The organism is Croceibacterium selenioxidans, assembly GCF_018599195.1.
Classification (GTDB): Bacteria; Pseudomonadota; Alphaproteobacteria; order Sphingomonadales; family Sphingomonadaceae; genus Croceibacterium_A; species Croceibacterium_A selenioxidans.
This window is the reverse complement of record NZ_JAHFVK010000001.1, coordinates 739,510-758,435: the sequence shown is the minus strand read 5'-3', so window position 1 is coordinate 758,435 and position 18,926 is coordinate 739,510. Positions and strand designations below refer to the sequence as shown.

Here is an 18,926-nt window from a genome sequence, read left to right as displayed (position 1 = left end):
ACTAACCCTCGGCCATCGATTCCTCGCGCACCACGGACGGCGCCAGCTTGCGAGTTTCCACGAGGTAGGGAAGCGGCAGGGGCCGATCGAACTCCAGGCCGACGCGATCGCCCTTCTGCCACACGGCTCCGCCGAACGCCTCGTACTGCAGCCAGGTGAGAATGCCGTCGCGCACCTTTTCGGGCCGGCTCAGGACGAAGTGCGCCCCGCCCCGTGAAAGGTCGAGAAGGCGCACTTCCTGCAACCCGCTGACGGTCTTAAGACGAGCGACGAAATCCACCCCGAGACGCGAGTGCGTACGGCGCGGGTCCGCGCCGCCAAAGACATTGAGCCTGGCCATGCCGGACACAGTGACATGCGCGGGTTATCGTCGTGTTAAGCCTCAACCCGCGTCGGCGCGCGCATCCCCTTCGCCGACCGAACCCGCTGTGCCGATGGCCGAATCGACCAATCCGGCCCGCATCATCCACCAGAACAGCAGGATGCCGGGCAAGGCCGCGACCGTGGTAAGCAAGTAGAAGTTCACATAGCCCATCGATTCCACCAAGGCGCCGGCGGTGGTGCCAGTCAGCACCCGGCCCACTATGCTGGTCGCGGCGGAGATCAGCGCGTACTGCGCAGCGGTGAAGCGCAAGTCGCACAGCGCCGAGAAATAGGCGACGATAACGACACCGCCAATGCCGCTGGCGAAGTTCTCGAATCCCTGGGTAAGAGCCAAGCCCACGCCCGAATGCCCGGCGGCGGCAAGCGCGGCGTAGCTGGCGTTCGAAACACCCATCAGGATTAGCGCAAGCAAGACGGACCGCTTCATGCCCATCTTGGCGTAAAGGACACCGCCGACGAAGATGCCGACCAGATAGGCCCAGAATCCCACGCCGACGTCATAGAGTGCAATCTCGTCGTTGCTGTAGCCCAGGTCGTCGAGCAGCAACCTCAGGACCAGTTGACCCAGGGTGTCGCCGATCTTGTGCAACAGGATGAACAGGATCACGAGCAGCGCCCCGCGGCGTTGGAAAAACTCCACGAACGGGCCGACGATAGAGGCCCAGATTTCGGCAAAGCCCTTCCTGGCAACAGCTACTCGGCGGCGCTTCGGCTCACCGAGGACCAAGGCGGTGATCATCGCCGGAAGCGCCAGCCCGGCGCAGGCAATATAGGCTGCGCTCCAGCCGTAACGCGCCGCGACCACCAGCGCGAGCGAGGCGGCACCGGCGGAACCGATGCGCCAGCCATACTGGCTCATGCCCGAACCCACGCCGAGCTGATAGGGTTGCAGCGTCTCGATCCGGTAGGCGTCGATCACGATGTCGAAAGTCGCCCCCGCAAGCCCGACCAGGACCGCCGCAGTGGCAGTGGCAGCTATACTCTGCGCAGGATCGACGAGCGCGAGGTTGATCACGGCGGCAATCACCGCGGTGCCGGCCAGCACCATCCACGAGACACGCTGTCCCAGGCGGCCAAGGATCGGAATGTGAACGCCGTCGACGACCCAGGCCCATAGCGGCTTCAGGTTGTAGACCAGGAAGGCGAGCGTGAAGGCGGTGATGGTGGACTTGTCGATGCCACTCTGTGCCAGACGCGTCGTCAGGGTGGCGGCGATCATCGCGAAGGGAAAGCCCGAAGAGATGCCAAGGAAGAAGGCGGCGAGCGACTCCTTCTCCAGGTAAGGCAGGATCGACCTCCCGAGCGAACGCCCTTCGGGTGGCGCGATTTGGTCTACGGCTTCCGCCACTGGGTCCTCCCTCTCAACAAGGCCCAGACCGTAGCGCGGTTTGGGCTTAGGGGAAGCCCTCGCTAACCGGTGATAAACAGGCTTTTGGTCGGCTTCCCCTTAATCCTCCCTGCCCGGAGGATTTGGAGCCTGGAGCCTTCGCCGCTATGGCGCCCCCATGGCCGACCCCTGGAACCCCGATGGCGAGAGAATCGCCAAGCTGCTCGCCCGTGCGGGCGTAGCCAGCCGCCGCGAGATCGAACGCATGATCGCCGACCGCCGTATCGCCAAGGACGGGGTGGTCATCGAAACGCCCGCCACGGTTCTGGAGAGCCTGCGCGGGATTACGGTTGACGGCAATCCGGTTGCCCGGGCCGAGCCGACGCGGCTGTTCCGCTTTCACAAGCCCGAAGGCCTGATCACCGCCGAGCGCGATCCGGCCGGACGGCCGACGATCTACGCCGCCTTGCGTAACGCGCTTCCTAAAGGGACGCCTCGGATGATGCCAATCGGCCGGCTGGACCTAAATACAGAGGGGCTGCTGCTGCTCACGAACGATGGTGGGTTCAAGCGCCAGTTGGAGCTTCCGGCGACGGGCGTACCGCGCACCTATCGGGCGCGCACGTTCGGGGACATCTCGCAAAGCCAGCTCGAAGACCTGATGGACGGCATCGAGATCGAGGGCGTCCGCTACGGCCCCATCGACGCCAACCTGGAGCGCCGCACCGGCCGCAACCAGTGGGTCGAGCTCACGCTGACCGAAGGCAAGAACCGCGAAGTCCGCCGGGTGCTCGAACATCTCGGCCTCAAGGTCTCTCGCCTGATCCGCACGGCTTATGGCCCCTTTTCGCTGGGCGACCTCGCCAAGGGTGCCACGGTCGAAGTTCGGAAGGAAGAATTGGAGCGTTTCCGGAGCTCGCTCAAGCAGGGCTCGCCTGCCCGCACTGAAGCCAGCCGCTCCTCGGCCAATGATAGCGATGGGCCCAAGCCACCTCGCAGGCCCGGTGGCTCACCTGACACCGGTCCATCGCGACAGCGCTCGCGGACCCGCCCCCCCTCGCGCGGAGGGCCGAAGTGAGGATCATCGCCGGTGAATGGCGGCGCCGCCTGCTCAAAGCGCCGCCGGGCGATGACACGCGCCCGACGGCCGACCGAACACGCGAAACGCTCTTCGCGATGCTGCTCAGCAGGCTTGGCAGCTTCGAAGGCCTCTCGGTAGCCGACATGTTCGCGGGCTCGGGCGCACTCGGCCTCGAGGCCTTGTCACGAGGCGCCGCGACCTGCCTGTTCGTCGAGCACGAGCCGGCCGCGATCCGCGCCTTGCGCGCCAATATCGCAGCGTTGCGGGCTCAGCCGCAGTGCGACGTGCGCGCCACCTCGGTGCTTCAGGTCGGTCCGGCCAAGGCTCCGGTGGACCTGCTCCTGCTCGACCCGCCTTACCACAGCGGCGCGGGCGCCGTGGCGCTCGACAAGTTGTTCCGGCTCGGCTGGATCGGCGAAGTCACCTGGATCGCACTCGAAACCGCGCAGGACGAGAAGGTTCAGGTCAAGTCGCTCGAGATCGAAAGCGAACGCAAGGTCGGGAAGGCGAAGCTTACGCTTCTGCGCCTACCGGCCGCGCAAGGATAACGCCCGCCAGGGTCATAAGGCCGGCAACGCTCAGCAGCAGCCCGATCAAGGGGGTGGCTCCGTCCGCGCTCAGGTTCTGAGCCGCGATGGGCGCCACAGCCCCGCCGACGATGCCGCCTGCGTTAAAGGCGATCGACATCCCCGTGTAGCGCACCGTTACGGGAAACAACGCCGGCATCCAGCCGCCGAGCGGACCGTAGACGAAACCCATCACCAGCAAGGCCGCGGCAATCGTCACGAACAGCAATGGCAACGACCCCTCGGTGAGGACTTGGCCGAAAACAGCCCCCAGCACGATCGTCGCCGCAGCGCCCCAACCGAGCATCTTGCCCGATCCGTACCGGTCAGATCCGACTGCCGCGAGGACGATGCCGAGCGCGAGGAAAAGGTTGGCCCCGAGTTGCAGGCCCAGAATAACCTCCCGCTCCGCGCCACGCTCCAGCGTCATGTGGCTAAGCGTAAAGGCAGTCGCGAGGTAGAAGATCGCGAAGGCCGAGACGACGCCCGCGCTCGCCGCCAGGACGGAGCCCCAATGGTGACGGAGAACCATGCCGAGCGGTACCTTGGGCGGCGGGGCTTTCTCCAGCGCTTCCTTGAAGGCGGGTGTTTCGCCGATGCTTAACCGCACCCACAGGCCGATCACCACCAGAACCGCGCTGAGCAGGAACGGCACGCGCCACCCCCAGGCGGTGAAGGCCTGATCGGACAGACCGAGCCCGAGCAGCAGGAACAGCCCGTTCGCCGCCAGGAACCCCACCGGCGCCCCAAGCTGCGGCGCCGAACCAAAGCGCGCTTCCCAGCCCTTGGGTGCGTTCTCGACCGCCAGCAGCGTCGCCCCGCCCCACTCTCCGCCCAGGCCAAAGCCCTGCCCGAAACGCAAGATGCACAGCAGCAGCGGCGCGACCCAGCCGACCATGGCATAAGTCGGCAGGAAAGCGATCAGCAGCGTCGAGGCGCCCATGAGCAGGAGCGAGCCGACCAAAGTCGACTTTCGGCCCAACCGGTCGCCGAAATGGCCGAACGCAATCGCCCCGACCGGTCGCGCCACGAAGGCGAGGCCGAAGCTCATGAAGCTGAACATCTGTTGGGCCGCGGTGCTTTCGGCAGGGAAGAACAGCTGACCGAACACGAGCGCCGCGGCCGTGGCATAAACATAGAAATCATAGAACTCGACCGCCGTACCGACGAGCGAGGCAGCAAGCACTCTACGATGTGTTTTAAGCGGTGATGACACGTTCCTTCCCCCTGCCGGCGGGCTGGGGCGGAAGCGGCATCAAGTCAAGATCGGACCGCTCAGTTCTGCGGGTTCGACCGGCTTTTTGGCCAGGTATCGAGCGGGACATTGCCGAAGGCGAGCCCGGCTTCGCGCGGGTTGATACAGCTGTCATACTTACCCTCGCGGCATACGTCGTAGACCGTGTCGCCGATCTTGACCTTGATCGCCTTTCCACGGGCGTCGCGCTCAACGACCTCCGCTTTTGGCTTGGTCGACTGGCCCTGGGCAAGCGCGGGCTGGGCGACGGCGATCAGGGACAAAACGACAGTGCTGGCTACAAGTATGACGCGCATAATTCATCTCCGTTGCAGCAGGACGCCGGGACAACGGACAAACATAGATCAAGTTCCGCCTTGAAAGACCGCGTTTCGCCGGGTTGCGCCCGTCGCCTCCGTTCCCTAGTTGTTCGCGGTGACCGATACCCCCCTCCCCGCCACTGACCCTGTCGAAGCTCCAGCTTGGCTCGACGGGTTGAACGCGCCGCAGAAGCAGGCGGTCCTCACCACAGAAGGGCCAGTGCTGATGTTGGCGGGCGCGGGGACTGGCAAGACCGCTGCGCTCACCACGCGCCTCGCCTACCTCATCCGCACCCGCCGCGCCTGGCCGAGCGAAATTCTGTGCGTGACATTCACCAACAAGGCCGCCCGCGAGATGCGCCATCGCGTCGGCCAGCTCATCGGTGATGCGGTGGAGGGCATGCCGTGGCTCGGCACCTTCCACTCGATCGGTGCGAAAATGCTCCGCCGCCACGCCGAGCTGGTCGGGCTGCAAAGCAACTACACAATTATCGACACCGATGATCAGTTGCGCCTGCTGAAACAGCTCATCGGGGAAAACGACCTCGACGAAAAGCGCTGGCCCGCACGCCAACTCGCCGGGTTGATCGACCGCTGGAAGAATCGGGGCCTCAATCCCGAGGACCTCGATGCGGTGGAGAACGAGGCCTACGCCAACGGCAAAGGCCAGAAGATGTACGCGCTGTACCAGGCACGGCTAAAGGCGCTCAACGCCTGCGACTTCGGCGACTTGCTCCTCCATATGCTCAACGTATTTCGGCGCGAGCGGGACATTCTCGAGAGCTACCAGCAACGCTTCAAGTACGTGATGGTGGACGAATACCAGGACACCAACGCGGTCCAGTACCTTTGGCTGCGCTTGCTCGCCCAGACCCGCAAGAACATCTGCGTGGTGGGGGACGACGACCAGTCTATCTATTCATGGCGCGGCGCAGAAGTCGCCAATATCCTGCGGTTTGAAAAGGATTTTCCAGGTGCCGCGGTTATTCGGCTGGAGCAGAACTACCGTTCGACGCCGCAGATCCTCGCGGCGGCCAGCGGCCTGATCGAAGCCAACAGCTCGCGGCTGGGCAAGACATTGTGGACCGAGCGCGGTGGCGGGGAAAAGGTCCGCGTGATCGGCGTTTGGGATGCCCCGGAAGAAGCCCGCCGCCTGGGCGAGGAAATCGAGCGGCTGGAACGGGAAGGCGCCCCGTTGGAAGGCATGGCGATACTCGTGCGCGCGCAATATCAGACGCGTGAGTTCGAAGATCGCTTCATCCAGATCGGCCTGAACTATCGGATTGTCGGCGGCTTCCGGTTCTACGAGCGGGCTGAAATCCGCGATGCCCTCGCCTACCTTCGGGTCATCGCCCAACCCGCTGACGATCTGGCATTCGAACGCATTCACAACCAGCCGAAGCGCGGTCTGGGCGCCAAGGCACTGGAAAAGATGCACCAGCATGCTCGCCGGCAGAACATTCCGCTCGCCGCCGCCGCCCTGGAGATAGCCGACAGCGACGAACTTCCCGCGCGCGCGCGGGGGACGATTGCCGGGCTGATGTCCTTGTTCCTGAGCTGGCGGGAACTGGCCCAGCAGGTGACCCCCGCCGAACTGCTCCGCCGCGTGCTGGAGGAAAGCGGCTATGACGCCATGCTCAAGGCAGAGCGTACCTCGGAAAGCGCGGGGCGGCAGGACAACCTCGTGGAACTCGCCCGAGCGATGGAGGAATACGAGACCCTCGGCGATTTCCTCGAACACGTCAGCCTGGTGATGGACAATGACGCGGCGGACGAGACCGAAAAGGTCACCATCATGACCATTCACGCAGCCAAGGGTCTGGAATTCGACCAGGTCTTCCTGCCCGGGTGGGAGGAAGGCGTGTTCCCAAGCCAGCGCGCGCTCGACGAAGGGGGGCTGGCCTCGCTCGAAGAGGAACGTCGCCTGGCTTACGTGGCCATCACCCGCGCCCGCCGTCGCTGCACCATCTTGCACGCCGCGAACCGGCGCATTTACGGGCAGTGGACCAGTTCAATACCTTCACGGTTCATTGCCGAGCTTCCCGCCGACCACATCGTGCAGGAAACCACACTCACCGGCGGCGCCTCGCTATGGCGAGCGAACTGGAGCGAGCAGGACGATCCCTTTGCCCATGTCAGCGAGGCGCGGCCGGACCGGAGCCAGGCACGCGGCCCTGGCTGGCAGCGCGCGCTTTCGACGGGATATGACCGCTTGCCCAAGCGTCTGCCGGAACCGGGGCGCAGCGCGGCCAGTTTCGCTGCCAAGCCCCGGACCGACATCGCGATCGGCGCGCGCGTGTTCCACGACAAGTTCGGCTACGGCGAAGTGGTCGACCAGGAAGGCAACAAGCTGGAGATCGAATTCGAAGCCAGCGGCCGCAAGCGGGTGATCGACAGCTTCGTCAAACCCGCCTGAAGCCCTCTCCCCTTGGGAAAGAGTTGGGTGAGGGTGATTGGCGAGACCTTGAAAGACCCTGCCCCGCCGCGTCTGACGGGGCTCTTCCCTCTCCCAAGCGGAAAGGAGAAAGACGGCTCCTAAAGCGCCGAGAGGCTGAGGAAGCCCGGAACTGGCCCGTTCCATTCGCCGGGTTCGGTCGGCCGCTCGTCTTCCGGATCAGGTCGACGACGCTCGGAGCGACGCGGCTCTGCATGGGCTGGTTTCCGAGGGGCCTCGGTCTCACGCAGCTCTGGCTGAGCAGGCTTCCGGCGGGCTACGGTCTCGCGCGCCTCGGTTTCGCGGGGCTCGCGCTTCGGCTTACTCCGCTCGGGCTTCTCGCGGGGGGCTTTCTTCGCCTTGGGCTCCTTGCCCTCGGTGGCTTCCCGGGGCTCCCTGACGTCCTTCGTGCCCGCCACTTCGAAAACTGGAAGCGCCGAACCGGTCAGCTTCTCGACGTTCTGGATCGCCTCGGCATCCTCGGGCGCGACGAGCGTGAACGCCCGGCCCTTGGCTCCGGCGCGGCCGGTCCGGCCTACCCGGTGCACGTAGTCGTCGGGGTGCCATGGCGTGTCGAAGTTGAACACATGGCTCACGCCTTTGATGTCGAGACCACGTGCGGCAACGTCGGAGGCGACGAGGATATTGATGTCGCCCTTCTTGAACCGGTCGAGTTCCGCGATCCGGCTCGACTGGTCCATGTCGCCGTGGATCTCGCCCGACGCGAAGCCATAGCGCTGCAGGCTCTTGTTGAGCTCGCGCACGGTGGTCTTGCGATTGGCGAAGATCAACGCGCTGTGGACCTCGTCGGTGCGCAGAAGCTCGCGCAGCGTCTCGCGTTTGCCGCGGGCGCTGGTGAAGACCTTGTGCTGGGCGATATTGGTGTTGGTCGACGCGGGCCGGGCCACCTCGATATACTTCGGGTTGCTGAGGAAGCGGTCGGCCAGCTTCTTGATCGGCGGCGGCATCGTCGCCGAGAACAGGAGAGTCTGCCGGGTGGTCGGCAGCTTCTCGCAGATGAATTCGATGTCGGGAATGAAACCCATATCGAGCATGCGATCGGCTTCGTCGATCACCAGCAACTCACAGCCGGTAAGCAGGATCTTGCCGCGTTCGAACAAATCCATCAGTCGGCCGGGCGTCGCGATTAGAACGTCAACGCCTTCATCCAGCGCCTTGACCTGATCGCCCATCTGAACGCCGCCGATCAGCAACGCCATCTTCAGGTCGTGGTTGACGCCGTATTTCTCGAAGTTCTCGGCCACCTGCACTGCCAGCTCGCGCGTCGGCTCCAGGATAAGCGAGCGCGGCATCCGCGCCCGGCGGCGGCCGTGGTGAAGGATGTCGATCATCGGCAGCACGAAGCTGGCGGTCTTGCCGGTGCCCGTCTGGGCAATGGCAATGATGTCGCGCATCATCTGGACCTGCGGGATCGCCTGCGCCTGAATGGGCGTAGGCTCGCTGTATCCGGCGGCTTCTACCGCCTTCAGCAATTCGTCGGTAAGGCCGAGATCGGCGAACTTCATAGGTGTTCAATGTCCGGAACAGGGCGGATATCCCGCCGCAAAATCGGCCGCGCACGCAAGCGCACTGCCGGGCAGCGGCCTATGCAGGGCCCAAGGAGAAAGTCAAGGATTCCCCCGTGCTGGTCACCGGAAGGTCAGTCGCGTTCGGCGACCAATCGGCTAAGCTTGGTGAAGCGGCAGCTGGCACCCGCCCGGGACTGGAGCTTGTCGCGCCGCGAGCAGAGTTGCCCATCACCGCTTCGCTCGACGTAGAAGCCAAGGTAATAATCCTCGGAATTGCAGGAACGCTCCAGCGCGGCGCTCAGCACTCGCCTGTCGCGCATGAACAGCAGCAGGCGGTTGTTATTCGCCGGCTGCACCGCGGCGATTCCGCCGATCGGCACGCAATCACCGACCCGCTCTTCCTCGAACCTGTCGGTATCGTCGGCGATTCTGTTCATCGATCTGGCAACAGTCCGAGGCGAGCTGGGAGCGATGCGGATGATGACCCGCTGTTCGATCCGGACCTGGTTTTCCGTCGGTGGCCTGCGCGCGTTGTCGAGCACCCGGAACGGTTCCGCGGCCGGATTCTCCAGGCCGACTGGCAAACTCTCTGTCCGAGGGGCGGTTCGCGCTACCTCGTTCTGCGGCCCAGAAGTTTCATGCACCCCAACAGCCACCGCTGGCAGCAGCAAGGCAAGCGGGGAAAGAAGGGCAACAAGACTATTCATGCAGGGTTGCGGTGCTCGGTATTGGGTTACCGCGAGAGGAACGGCGGTTCGTGAAGGCTTCTATAGGGACTGATTGAATACCGGCTTAACCTGGGAATTGCCCTTTGCAACGCTCTCTCGGCACTGGCAAATGCCCATCATGACAGATCAGGAACAATTTCTTGCGGCCGCAAGCCTGCTTCTCGGCGAGCGCGGTCTGACTTGCGATCCCGAGTTGCTGCAGCCCTGGCTGACAGACTGGCGCGGCCGCTTCAGCGGTCAGGCAATGGCGCTCGCCTCGCCCGCTACGACGGCCGAGGTCTCCGCGCTCATGAAGCTATGTGCGAAATTTGCGGTACCGGTGGTGCCGCAAGGCGGGAACAGCGGAATGTCGGGGGGCGCGACTCCGGACGAATCGGGTCATGCGATCCTGCTCTCGTTGCGGCGAATGAACGCGATCAGGCGGCTCGATCCCGCGGCGCGCGAAATTACCTGCGAAGCCGGCGTCATTCTCCAGACCCTGCACGAGGCGGCTGCGGTGGAGAACTTACGCTTTCCGCTGACGCTGGGTGGCAAGGGCTCCGCCACGATCGGCGGACTGATCTCCACGAACGCCGGAGGCACGCAGGTCCTGCGCCATGGTTCGATGCGCGCGCAAGTGCTCGGGATCGAGGCCGTGCTGGCCGACGGTAGCGTGTTCGACGCGCTCGTTCCGCTAAAGAAGGACAATCGCGGTTTCGATCTCAAGCAATTGCTGATCGGATCAGAGGGAACCCTCGGCATCGTCACGGCCGCCACGCTTAGGCTGCTTCCGGCGCTCGCCGATCGGGCCGTTTTGTGGGCTGGACTGGAATCGGTGACCGCGGCCCGCTCGCTGCTTCTGCATAGCGAGAAAATCGCGGGAGACGCGCTGGAGGGGTTCGAGATCATGCCCCGCCACAGCCTGGCTGCGGTGCTCGCCCACGTCCCCGGTTCGCGCTCTCCGCTCCAGGGTGCCCATGAATGGAACGTGCTCATAGAACTGGCTGCCGACGCGGCCGGCGCGGATGCCCTGCCCAACCTCGCCCAGACGCTGCTCGAGACAGCGTTCGAGGCAGGATTGGTCGAAGATGCGACCATTGCTGCGAACGACGCGCAGGCCGAACAGTTCTGGTTGCTTCGCGACGAAATAGCTCCTGCCGAACGCGCGTTGGGCCCGGCGGTGCAACACGACATTTCGGTTCCCGTCGCCCGCATGGCCGAATTTGTCGCCGCGGCGGTGCCTGACGTCGAGTCCCGGTTCCCTTCGACCCGGGCCGTTGCCTTTGGACACCTGGGAGACGGCAACGTCCATTTTCACGTTCTCGCACCCGCCGGCGCGGTACGCGGCGAATGGGAAGCGACCGACGGCAAGGCGATCAGCGCTTTCGTACATGACCTCGTGACGCAATGGGGCGGCTCAATCAGCGCCGAGCACGGCATTGGCCAACTCAAGCGCGATGAACTGGGCCGGCTCGGCGACCCCGTGCAGCTCGCCATGATGCGCGCAGTCAAGCATGCGCTCGATCCGGGGGATCTGCTCAATCCCGGCAAACTCGTCCCGCCTTGCACCTGATGCACGGCGGCATTAAAGCCCGCCCTTCGAGTGCGGGACCCCGTACCGGGCCTTGATAACCAGCCTTTACCGGAGAGACATGATGGCCAGCGCGCCGCAACCTCAACTGCCCCTGTTCTACAACGACTTGATGCCACTCAACAGCCGTGACCATGGCACCTGGAAGGCCCGCTCGGTCGAAAAGGCTGCGTGGGTCGGGACCCAGCACGCGATCCCCCTCACCGTTGACGAGTTCGCGCAGGCGCAGCGCTTTTTCCCGATCGTATTCTCGGCCGGTGACAGCCCCGTTCCGCTGGCCCTGCTGGGCCTTAACGAGGGCGTGAACGTCTATTTCGACAGCGAAGGCACTCTGACCGAAGACGTATACGTTCCCGCTTACATTCGCCGCTATCCGATGCTGCTGGCCAAGCTCCGTCCCGATGCCGAGGAAATGTCTCTGTGCTTCGATCCGTCCGCTGATCTGATGGGCGATTTCGAGGAAGGCCAGGCCTTGTTCGAGAATGGCGAGCCGAGCGAGCACACCAAGGGCCTGCTCGACTTCTGCCAGAAGTTCGAGGAAGCCGGCGCCCGTACCCAGGCCTTCATGGAAGAACTGGCCAAGGCCGATCTGTTGATGGACGGCGAAGTGGCGATCCAGCAGAACACGCAGGAAGGCCAGCCTTACATTTATCGCGGCTTCAAGATGGTGAACCAGGAAAAGCTTCGGGCGATCGATGGCGAGAAGCTCAAGCAGTGGAACGAGATCGGACTTCTGCCGCTGGTCTTCGCCCACCTGTTCTCGCTCGATTTGATGCGGATCATTTTCGCCAAGCAGGTCCAGCAGGGCAAAGGCCCGGGCGCGGCCAACTAATCCGCGATTCGGGGCCGTTCCGACCTCAGTCGTGGCAGCTTCAAGGCGGATCGAACCTTTCGATCCGCCTCCCCCTTGAAGCGTAGCCAATAAAGCCTAAATACGCGAAGTCCGGCCGACGCTTCCCTCATGGCTCGGCTGGATAGGTACGCCTCGGCGTACCTCCTCCCTGAACCTTGGCCACCTCGTGCCATGTGCACGAGGTGGTTTTTTCATGAGCGGGGCCTTCTGACAGGCTATTCCGCGGCTTGCGGTAAACCCCAGCCGCCAATCAGTTCTCCCGACAGACGCCGAATTAGCCCCGAGACGGCGCTCGTGATCGCCTTGAGGCCCGGCCCAGGCTCGCGCAGTTCGTTGTCGAGATAGGTGGCGCGGCAAATTTCGAGCTGCAACGCATGCAATCCCCGCGAGGGCGAGGCGTGCCTGTCCAGCACATATCCGCCAGCGTATGGCCGGTTGTGGGCAGCGCGCCGGCCGATCGAAGTGAGGTGATCGAACGCCGCTGCCGAAAGGCTGCTGCTGGCCGAAGCTCCGAACCGGTCGCCGATCACGAAGTCGACGGCGGCGTCAGAGCCCCGTTTGGGGCCCAACGGCGGCATCGAGTGGAGATCGATCAGCAGCGCCGCTCCCCACCGGTCGCGCAGGCTTTCGAGTCCGCGCGACAAAGCCGCATGATAGGGCTGGTGCACTTGCTCGATCCGCGAGACCAGATCCTCGCGGGTCATACGTTGCTTCCAGAGTTCGCCCAGCCCTGGAAGACGGCGCGGCACCAGGCCCAGCCCGCTGCGGGCCCGCCGCCCGGCAGCGTGGCGCGCCCGAGTCGCCGGCGCTTCGCCTTCGACCATGTCCCAGTCGATATCGTCGGGCGCGCGGTTGAGGTCGATCATCGCCCGGGGCGCGTGAGCGACCAGCAACGAGGCGCCAGTCTCTCGCGCGACGGCTTCCGCCACCAGGTCGGCAAAGCGGTCCTCCAGCCTCAAGCTGGCCTGGGAGGAATGGCGAAAGTTCTCGGCGAATTCGGCCGGATAGACTCGGCCCGCGTGCGGCACGGCGATGAGGACCGGAACGGGCGGCGCAGTCCGCTGGGTCAAGGTAAACGCCGGATGGGCGGCCGTTCCCGGAATACTTCCGCCGCGCAAATTGCGCGATTCTCGTGCCACTGGGCCCATCTCCGCAAAATTCTAAGCTGACCGCGTTTCCGATATGTGTCAAAGCTGGGCAGCCGCGACAATCTAGAAGATTCTTAATTGGCTCGCGGATAAGGGATCGCAACGCACAGACCTGACAAGGGGGCCTTGATGATCCGCATCCTGCTGGCAGAAGACGACGAGGCGATGCGCACGTATCTGGCGCGAGCGCTTGAGCAGGCCGGCTACTCGGTCGATTCGGTCGATCGCGGCACGGAAGCGATCCCCCTGCTCGAATCCCAGCAATACGATCTGCTCTTGTCCGATATCGTGATGCGGGAAATGGACGGGATCGAACTCGCGCAGCGTTGCGCGGAAATCTGCCCGGGCACTCGTGTGATGTTCATCACCGGATTCGCTGCCGTCACCTTACGCGCGAGCCGCGAGGCGCCGAAGGCGAAGATGTTGTCCAAGCCATTCCACCTCAAGGATCTGGTGCTCGAGGTCGAACGCATCTTCGAGGACGAAAAGACCGAAGCGTCCTTTCGGCCCTGACTACGCGAGCTCGCGTCGGAATAGCCCTGCGAACCAGGCCCCGAACGAGCCCGCAAACGAACCGCCAAACGAACCGCCAAACGAACCCCCAAACGAACCCTTGTCATAACGATGTGCGGGCGCTAGAGGGCCCGCCTGCCGATCGACCGGATGGGTTCGGGCGTATAGCTCAGTGGTAGAGCACTGTGTTGACATCGCAGGGGTCGGAAGTTCAATCCTTCCTACGCCCACCATCCGGTCGGCAGAAATCTGCCAACCACGCAGAAAAGCTGGGGTTTTTTACGACTGCTTGTTACACTCGCGAGCAGGACCGAACCCATGACCTCACCAAGCTCTAACCATCCTCAGGGCTGCCATGGCTAATCCCGATGATGACAGGCGGTGGCTCCCGTGGCTCATGGCCTACACGGGAACGCGGGTTGGTGAACCAGCCCAGCTACGTAAGGCGGATGTGATGACCGTTGATGGCGTCCATGTGCTGCGGCTTACCCCTGACGCAGGCCCCATCAAGAACCGCAAGGCTCGACAGGTGCCTATCCATATCGCATCTAATCGAACTCGGCTTCCTAGACTTCGTTAAGGGCAAGCCTGATGGGCCGCTGTTCGGGAGAACGCCCGAGCAGATAAGCAGGCGTGTCGGTGATTGGGTCCTGGCTCTGGGCATAACCGCCCCCCAGCCTAACCATTGCTGGCGCCACACCTTCAAGACCGCCGCTCGTGGCGCTGGTATCCCCAAGGACGTTGCTGACCGCATACAGGGCCACGCCCCTGGAAATGAGGGAGGACAGTACGGGGGATTTCCGGTGGCCCCGATTCGGGACGCGATTGAACGCATCCCGCGGTACGAGCTTTAGGGTCTCGCGGTTGACAGCGACGACCGCCGGGGCGAGCCCGCCCCAATGTGCAACCTCTACCGCATGACCAAGACGACCGCCGAGGTTGCAAACCTGTTCAACGCGGTCGAACTCGCTGCCAGCAATGCGCCGGCCGAGATCTTCTCCCACCAGGACACCCGGCTGCTTGTTGATACGACTGCGCTCAGGTATGCGCCGGAATGTGGAAGTTCGCCTCCTCGTAGCATACGGGCTTATCGCCGTCCTGGCGATTGCCGGGCTGTCAATCGTCTACCTGATGGTCCGAAGGTGGCGCGAGCGTCGTCGACAGCGTCGGGGTCGGTGGAGAAACCACCCCTAGCTCGGAATGACTCGGCGCCCTGAGCAAAGCGAATTTCGGATAAGTTGTTTTAGCGACGAACCCAGCTTAAGCTAGGTCGGTGGAAGTTATCTACGACAAGCACAACGTTCGCGTTTCTGTCGTACCGATTGGTCCGCAAAAACGCATATCGATCGAAGCGCCGGGCTATGTTCCGTTTCCGCAGATCGATACTTATTACCCGCTGCCGCTGATACGGAAACTCATCGAAGTCAAAGGCCCGGTCTGGTTTGCCGACGAAATCGCACGCGACGAAGACCCGGCATACGTCCAGCGCACCATCAAATGGGGGACACTTCCGTTCGTCGATCCTGGAGAGATGAGGAATGCCCGAGTTCTCGATTTCGGCTGCGGCTCTGGCGCGTCGACCTCCATCCTGGCCCGCACTTATCGGGACGCAGAAATTGTCGGTGTCGAACTCGACCCGATGCTTGTCGATCTCGCGAAGGCGCGCGCCGATTTTTACGGCCTTCCCAATATGAAGATGCTCGTCTCCCCGTCTCCTGATAGTCTGCCCGAAGGTATCGGTACGTTCGATGTAGTGAACCTATCGGCGGTTCTTGAGCACCTGCTGCCGAATGAGCGGAAAGCCCTGCTGCCGATGCTATGGGAACGTCTTAGGCCGAATGGAACGTTGTTCATCTACGAAACGCCGCACCGCTTCTTTCCGATTGAAACACACACCACTGGGCTGCCGTTAATTAACTATCTACCAAGCAAGCTCGCGCACGCGGTTATCAATGTTGCGGGCGGCCCCAATTGGCGCGGCAGAACCTGGACAGACATGCTCCGTGCCGGCATTCGCGGCGGCAGCATACGCGAGGTTTCTAAGATTTTGGGCCCAGGTGCCCAATTTCTTCCGCCTACACGGATGGGCATGCAGGATCGGCTACAACTCTGGCACGCCAAAGCATCGGAAGGTCGCCGGCCCCAGCGATCCAAAGACTTGGTCTATAGCGGCCTGCGAGCACTTAGGACAGTGACCCGGATTGAGATGCTGCCAGAACTGAGTATCGCTGTGCGGAAGGTCGACCTACCTACCTGAGAAGGGGGATTGGTATCGGTAAGGGTGGGCGCGCCGCATATCATTGCTGGTTCGAGGCATTTCAAAGGGGCCAAGCCTAGCCAGGGTGGAATGTTCACTGACGAAATCCTCTGCGGGCCGCATGAAGCGGCGACATCCGCAGTGGACAAGTATGCAATCGAGTTCGTGCGCGATGTGTCGGAGACTTGGCGGGCGCGTTGGCGACGACTTATCTAGAAGTGCCGAACCCGCGCCCGGAGACTTTGAGGCGCTTCGCACTGCTCACAATCTGGCGCGAAGCAAACTCCGGCCACGTGCCGGGATTGTCGCTGGGGCCCTACAATGCCGAAGTAGTCGCCTGGCTATTCGAGGACGGAGCCCCACCCGACTGGCCTGTTTTAGTGAATCGGACCAACTTTGGGCTGGGACCTGAGGGAGCGGTCGATTTCAATCTCCACCCGTATCGGGTCAAATTCGCGGACAGAAACGGTTGGATGTACACTGCCGCAGGTGTCGCGTTCTTTACGATCACTGACCGCCAAGGGTTGCCCGCCTCTTACCAAAGCTGGCGTGTTGACCTTTGCGACCCTGCGCCCGTCACAGTGCATAAAGCGCGGCCGATTACCGAGATCCCCGCCTCAGCTCCTATTACGGAGCCGCAGTAGCCAGAAAAATACTCTGGGCTTTTCAACGCGATAGGCGGGCGAGGAGAAGTTCAATCCTTCCTACGCCCACCATCCGGTCGAAGCAGAAAACCCGCTGTAATGGCGGGTTTTTCTTTGCCCGAGGCCATTTGGGCCCCCTCTACTGGGGGATGATCGCCCGCACCGGCGCGGCCCATTCGATCTCGACGTCTTCCATGATCGGCGCATTGGTCGAGACCAGGTGGTAGCGCTGAGGTTTCGATCCGCGCATCAGGCGCTTCACCAGAAGTCTGCCGTCGCTGAGCTGCACGACGCAAAGCTTGTTGAGAACCTGGTCTTCGACAATCGTCTGTTCACCGGTGTAGACCAGCCGCCAGCCATCCTCGGCCACAGGTAGGAGGCTGTCGCCCTTCACCTCGACCGCCACCGCCCGTCCCGACACGAACGGCGGCCGCTCGACAAAGGCCATGCCATCGCCGGGAGCGTAGTCGTCGAACGGTGTCACGGCCGCGCCCGCGCCGACGTAGCCCACCACAGGGATCTGGTCCGCCCCACCGGAGGCCAGGTCGTCCGTCCCCATCAACCTTTCGACCGTCGTGTTCGCGACCGTGGCGATGGCGTGCAGCATAGGCCCGCTAGGCTCCGCACCCTTTTCCCAACGTGCCACGGTCGACTGGGTTGTTCCCAGCCGCTCGGCAAAGTCCGTCTGGTTCAGACCGGCGGTCTGGCGGATAGCTTTGATACGGGTCGCTAGGTCTCCACTCATGGCGTGAGCATAAACCCGGCGCCCGCCTTACGCTACCCCCTAACGCATAATTCGCTTGACAAATTATGCGTATGCGCATATATGCAGGACACCCCCAGCATTCGAAGAGAAACCGACCCATGACGATAGATCAGTTGATCGAAGGAATACTCGTGCGCGAAGGAGACTACGTCGACCATTCATCCGATCCCGGCGGCGCGACGAAGTTCGGGATCACGCAGAAGGTTGCTCGCACTCACGGCTATTCCGGCCCCATGCGCGACTTTCCCATCGCTCTGGCGCGGGAAATCTATCGACGGGAATACATCGAAAAGCCCGGCCTTCTCGGCATCGTGGAGATCGACCCGGAAGTGGCCGAAGAGGTCATCGACAGCGGCGTGAACGTCGGTCCGAAGCGGGCGAGCCTGTGGTTCCAGCAGGCACTCAACATCCTCAATCGACGCGGGCAGGATTATGCCGACATCGGTGAGGACGGCGTGGTCGGTCCGGCAACGCTCAGCGCCTTCCGTGCCCTTCGCCGCCGCCGTGGCGAAACTTGGGCGCGCCAGCTCATGCTCAAGGCGCTCAACGGCTTGCAGTTCGGCCACTACTTCGCACTGGCGCGGACCGACGCCCGGTTCGAAGACTTCATGGCCGGATGGCTCGACAGCCGGGTAGGTGCAGCATGAGCGCGCAGCGTAACTCCATCCGCACCTGGGCTCTCATCGCCGTTGCCGTGACCAGTGCCGTGTTGATCTATTTCGCGTGGTGGCTGATCGGCATCATCGCCGCGCCGGATTGGTGCAACCGGGCCCGCGGGTTCCGGGACCGTCCGGAGTTCGCGATGGGCGAATGTTTCGCGCTGCTTAGGCAACAAGTCGAGGCGCTCGCCATCAACAGCCATTTCGCCATCGGTACGCTGGCCCTGTGCCTGGCCGTGCTGGTGATCATCGTGCTGGCGGGCGGCCGGGTGAGCTTCAAGGCCAATCGCGACGGCATCGAAGCCGATGTCGCTCACGATCGCGACGTTTCGGAAATGGGAGGTCTGTTCGATGGCTGACCTTATCCGCAAACCCCTTGCCTGGCTGACGGGCCTGCTGCTGATCGCGGCCGCGACCCTCTGGTTCAACGGCCTGCTGAGCGGAGCCCGTCGGGCCGAAGTCACCGCCCGCATCGAGACCCACCGTGGCGACGCCGCGGTCCGCAGCGGAGCGGACGCCGCCAACACCATCGGCGAGCGAGGCTCGGCCGAACAAGCTCTCGACAAGGAGATTACCCATGCCCAGGATCAAGTTCGCGCTGCCCCCGATACTGGCGCTGCCGACAGCGCTGCTCGCAACGGCCTGTGCGGGATCTCCCCCAATTATTGCGAATAGGGCGTCCTGCACCGAACTGGTTCCCGCGGCCTGGCGCGAGCCTGTCGAAGGAGCCGCACCGCCCGCGGATACGGCCCGCGCGAACTACCCCGCAGGACCCTCCGGCGATGTTCTCTATGCCGACCGGGTTGCCCGTGCATGGATGCGCTTCGGTCTCGAACAAACGGGACAATTGGAGAAGGCCAATGGCCGCGCGAGCGATGCCATCGGGATAGTCGAAATGTGTGAGCGAAGGGAT

General features: G+C 63.4%; 17 protein-coding genes, 1 tRNA gene and 1 pseudogene. 11 read left to right on the top strand and 8 right to left on the bottom strand.

The window, feature by feature from the left end; translation table 11 throughout:
* Window position 1: 1 nt before the first annotated feature.
* Window positions 2-340, bottom strand: coding sequence for a PilZ domain-containing protein (locus KK137_RS03735; protein ID WP_214534687.1), 339 nt, complete (start codon window positions 338-340; stop codon window positions 2-4).
* Between the two features lie 42 nt (window positions 341-382).
* Window positions 383-1,711 (bottom strand): AmpG family muropeptide MFS transporter, encoded by a 1,329-nt coding sequence (locus tag KK137_RS03730; RefSeq protein WP_420829321.1) that lies wholly within the window; start codon window positions 1,709-1,711, stop codon window positions 383-385.
* A 178-nt stretch (window positions 1,712-1,889) separates the two neighbouring features.
* Between KK137_RS03730 and KK137_RS03725 the strand changes: the two are divergent.
* Together KK137_RS03725 and rsmD are read left to right on the top strand one after the other, a co-directional pair.
* Window positions 1,890-2,639 (top strand): annotated as a pseudogene (locus KK137_RS03725) (pseudouridine synthase); the annotation flags it as partial.
* A gap of 146 nt (window positions 2,640-2,785) precedes the next feature.
* Window positions 2,786-3,340 (top strand): 16S rRNA (guanine(966)-N(2))-methyltransferase RsmD, encoded by a 555-nt coding sequence (rsmD, locus tag KK137_RS03720; protein ID WP_214534685.1) that lies wholly within the window; start codon window positions 2,786-2,788, stop codon window positions 3,338-3,340.
* On the opposite strand, the gene KK137_RS03715 is transcribed toward rsmD, so the two are convergent.
* Together KK137_RS03715 and KK137_RS03710 are read right to left on the bottom strand one after the other, a co-directional pair.
* Window positions 3,306-4,544, bottom strand: coding sequence for an MFS transporter (locus KK137_RS03715; RefSeq protein WP_338027965.1), 1,239 nt, complete (start codon window positions 4,542-4,544; stop codon window positions 3,306-3,308). The genes rsmD and KK137_RS03715 overlap by 35 nt on opposite strands.
* An 89-nt stretch (window positions 4,545-4,633) precedes the next feature.
* The gene (locus KK137_RS03710) at window positions 4,634-4,909 is read right to left on the bottom strand and encodes a hypothetical protein (protein ID WP_214534683.1); all 276 of its coding nucleotides are present in this window, start codon (window positions 4,907-4,909) and stop codon (window positions 4,634-4,636) included.
* A gap of 118 nt (window positions 4,910-5,027) precedes the next feature.
* Here KK137_RS03710 and KK137_RS03705 point away from each other — a divergent pair, with 118 nt between their 5' ends.
* Window positions 5,028-7,328: an ATP-dependent helicase gene (locus KK137_RS03705; protein WP_214534682.1), complete on the top strand. Its 2,301-nt coding sequence runs from the start codon at window positions 5,028-5,030 to the stop codon at window positions 7,326-7,328.
* A gap of 119 nt (window positions 7,329-7,447) precedes the next feature.
* Here KK137_RS03705 and KK137_RS03700 read toward each other — a convergent pair whose 3' ends face one another.
* Window positions 7,448-8,872: a DEAD/DEAH box helicase gene (locus KK137_RS03700; RefSeq protein ID WP_214534681.1), complete on the bottom strand. Its 1,425-nt coding sequence runs from the start codon at window positions 8,870-8,872 to the stop codon at window positions 7,448-7,450.
* A 134-nt stretch (window positions 8,873-9,006) separates the two neighbouring features.
* A complete protein-coding gene (locus tag KK137_RS03695) occupies window positions 9,007-9,312 on the bottom strand; it encodes a hypothetical protein (protein ID WP_214534680.1) in 306 nt (101 codons plus the stop codon).
* A gap of 409 nt (window positions 9,313-9,721) precedes the next feature.
* On the opposite strand from KK137_RS03695, the gene KK137_RS03690 reads away from it, so the two are divergent.
* A complete protein-coding gene (locus KK137_RS03690; protein WP_214534679.1) occupies window positions 9,722-11,155 on the top strand; it encodes an FAD-binding oxidoreductase in 1,434 nt (477 codons plus the stop codon).
* A gap of 82 nt (window positions 11,156-11,237) precedes the next feature.
* Entirely contained in the window at window positions 11,238-12,005 is a 768-nt protein-coding gene (locus tag KK137_RS03685; protein WP_214534678.1) for a SapC family protein, read from the top strand.
* 236 nt (window positions 12,006-12,241) lie between these two features.
* Here the strand turns inward: KK137_RS03685 and KK137_RS03680 are convergent, their stop codons facing one another.
* The gene (locus tag KK137_RS03680; RefSeq protein ID WP_214534677.1) at window positions 12,242-13,174 is read right to left on the bottom strand and encodes an N-formylglutamate amidohydrolase; all 933 of its coding nucleotides are present in this window, start codon (window positions 13,172-13,174) and stop codon (window positions 12,242-12,244) included.
* A 129-nt stretch (window positions 13,175-13,303) separates the two neighbouring features.
* On the opposite strand from KK137_RS03680, the gene cpdR reads away from it, so the two are divergent.
* The 3 genes from cpdR (at window position 13,304) to KK137_RS03665 (ending at window position 15,944) form a co-directional block, all read left to right on the top strand.
* On the top strand, window positions 13,304-13,687 hold the full coding sequence (cpdR, locus tag KK137_RS03675) for a cell cycle two-component system response regulator CpdR (protein WP_214534676.1): 384 nt from the start codon (window positions 13,304-13,306) through the stop codon (window positions 13,685-13,687).
* Window positions 13,688-13,845: 158 nt separating this feature from the next.
* Window positions 13,846-13,920, top strand: a tRNA-Val gene (locus KK137_RS03670).
* A 1,040-nt stretch (window positions 13,921-14,960) separates the two neighbouring features.
* Window positions 14,961-15,944, top strand: a complete 984-nt coding sequence (locus KK137_RS03665) for a class I SAM-dependent methyltransferase (protein ID WP_214534675.1) — start codon at window positions 14,961-14,963, stop codon at window positions 15,942-15,944.
* A 783-nt stretch (window positions 15,945-16,727) separates the two neighbouring features.
* Here the strand turns inward: KK137_RS03665 and KK137_RS03660 are convergent.
* A complete protein-coding gene (locus KK137_RS03660; RefSeq protein ID WP_214534674.1) occupies window positions 16,728-17,333 on the bottom strand; it encodes an XRE family transcriptional regulator in 606 nt (201 codons plus the stop codon).
* Window positions 17,334-17,452: 119 nt separating this feature from the next.
* Between KK137_RS03660 and KK137_RS03655 the strand changes: the two genes are divergently transcribed.
* The 3 genes from KK137_RS03655 to KK137_RS03645 are packed head-to-tail and all read left to right on the top strand — an operon-like array spanning window position 17,453 to window position 18,688.
* Window positions 17,453-18,001, top strand: coding sequence for a glycoside hydrolase family 108 protein (locus KK137_RS03655; RefSeq protein WP_214534673.1), 549 nt, complete (start codon window positions 17,453-17,455; stop codon window positions 17,999-18,001).
* The gene (locus KK137_RS03650; RefSeq protein ID WP_214534672.1) at window positions 17,998-18,372 is read left to right on the top strand and encodes a hypothetical protein; all 375 of its coding nucleotides are present in this window, start codon (window positions 17,998-18,000) and stop codon (window positions 18,370-18,372) included. The genes KK137_RS03655 and KK137_RS03650 overlap by 4 nt, the downstream gene beginning before the upstream one ends.
* Complete coding sequence (locus KK137_RS03645) at window positions 18,365-18,688, top strand: hypothetical protein (protein ID WP_214534671.1); 324 nt, start codon at window positions 18,365-18,367, stop codon at window positions 18,686-18,688. Before KK137_RS03650 ends, KK137_RS03645 begins: the two co-directional genes overlap by 8 nt.
* The last annotated feature ends 238 nt before the right edge of the window (window positions 18,689-18,926 follow it).

What these genes read in the sequence shown, in the direction of transcription:
- KK137_RS03660 (WP_214534674.1), bottom strand. Translation starts at nt 17,333, where the DNA reads ATGAGTGGAGACCTAGCGACCCGTATCAAAGCTATCCGCCAGACCGCC.
- KK137_RS03645 (WP_214534671.1), top strand. Translation starts at nt 18,365, where the DNA reads ATGGCTGACCTTATCCGCAAACCCCTTGCCTGGCTGACGGGCCTGCTG.
- KK137_RS03690 (WP_214534679.1), top strand. Translation starts at nt 9,722, where the DNA reads ATGACAGATCAGGAACAATTTCTTGCGGCCGCAAGCCTGCTTCTCGGC.
- KK137_RS03685 (WP_214534678.1), top strand. Translation starts at nt 11,238, where the DNA reads ATGGCCAGCGCGCCGCAACCTCAACTGCCCCTGTTCTACAACGACTTG.
- KK137_RS03700 (WP_214534681.1), bottom strand. Translation starts at nt 8,872, where the DNA reads ATGAAGTTCGCCGATCTCGGCCTTACCGACGAATTGCTGAAGGCGGTA.
- KK137_RS03695 (WP_214534680.1), bottom strand. Translation starts at nt 9,312, where the DNA reads ATGAACAGAATCGCCGACGATACCGACAGGTTCGAGGAAGAGCGGGTC.
- KK137_RS03680 (WP_214534677.1), bottom strand. Translation starts at nt 13,174, where the DNA reads ATGGGCCCAGTGGCACGAGAATCGCGCAATTTGCGCGGCGGAAGTATT.
- KK137_RS03735 (WP_214534687.1), bottom strand. Translation starts at nt 340, where the DNA reads ATGGCCAGGCTCAATGTCTTTGGCGGCGCGGACCCGCGCCGTACGCAC.
- KK137_RS03710 (WP_214534683.1), bottom strand. Translation starts at nt 4,909, where the DNA reads ATGCGCGTCATACTTGTAGCCAGCACTGTCGTTTTGTCCCTGATCGCC.
- cpdR (WP_214534676.1), top strand. Translation starts at nt 13,304, where the DNA reads ATGATCCGCATCCTGCTGGCAGAAGACGACGAGGCGATGCGCACGTAT.
- KK137_RS03655 (WP_214534673.1), top strand. Translation starts at nt 17,453, where the DNA reads ATGACGATAGATCAGTTGATCGAAGGAATACTCGTGCGCGAAGGAGAC.
- KK137_RS03650 (WP_214534672.1), top strand. Translation starts at nt 17,998, where the DNA reads ATGAGCGCGCAGCGTAACTCCATCCGCACCTGGGCTCTCATCGCCGTT.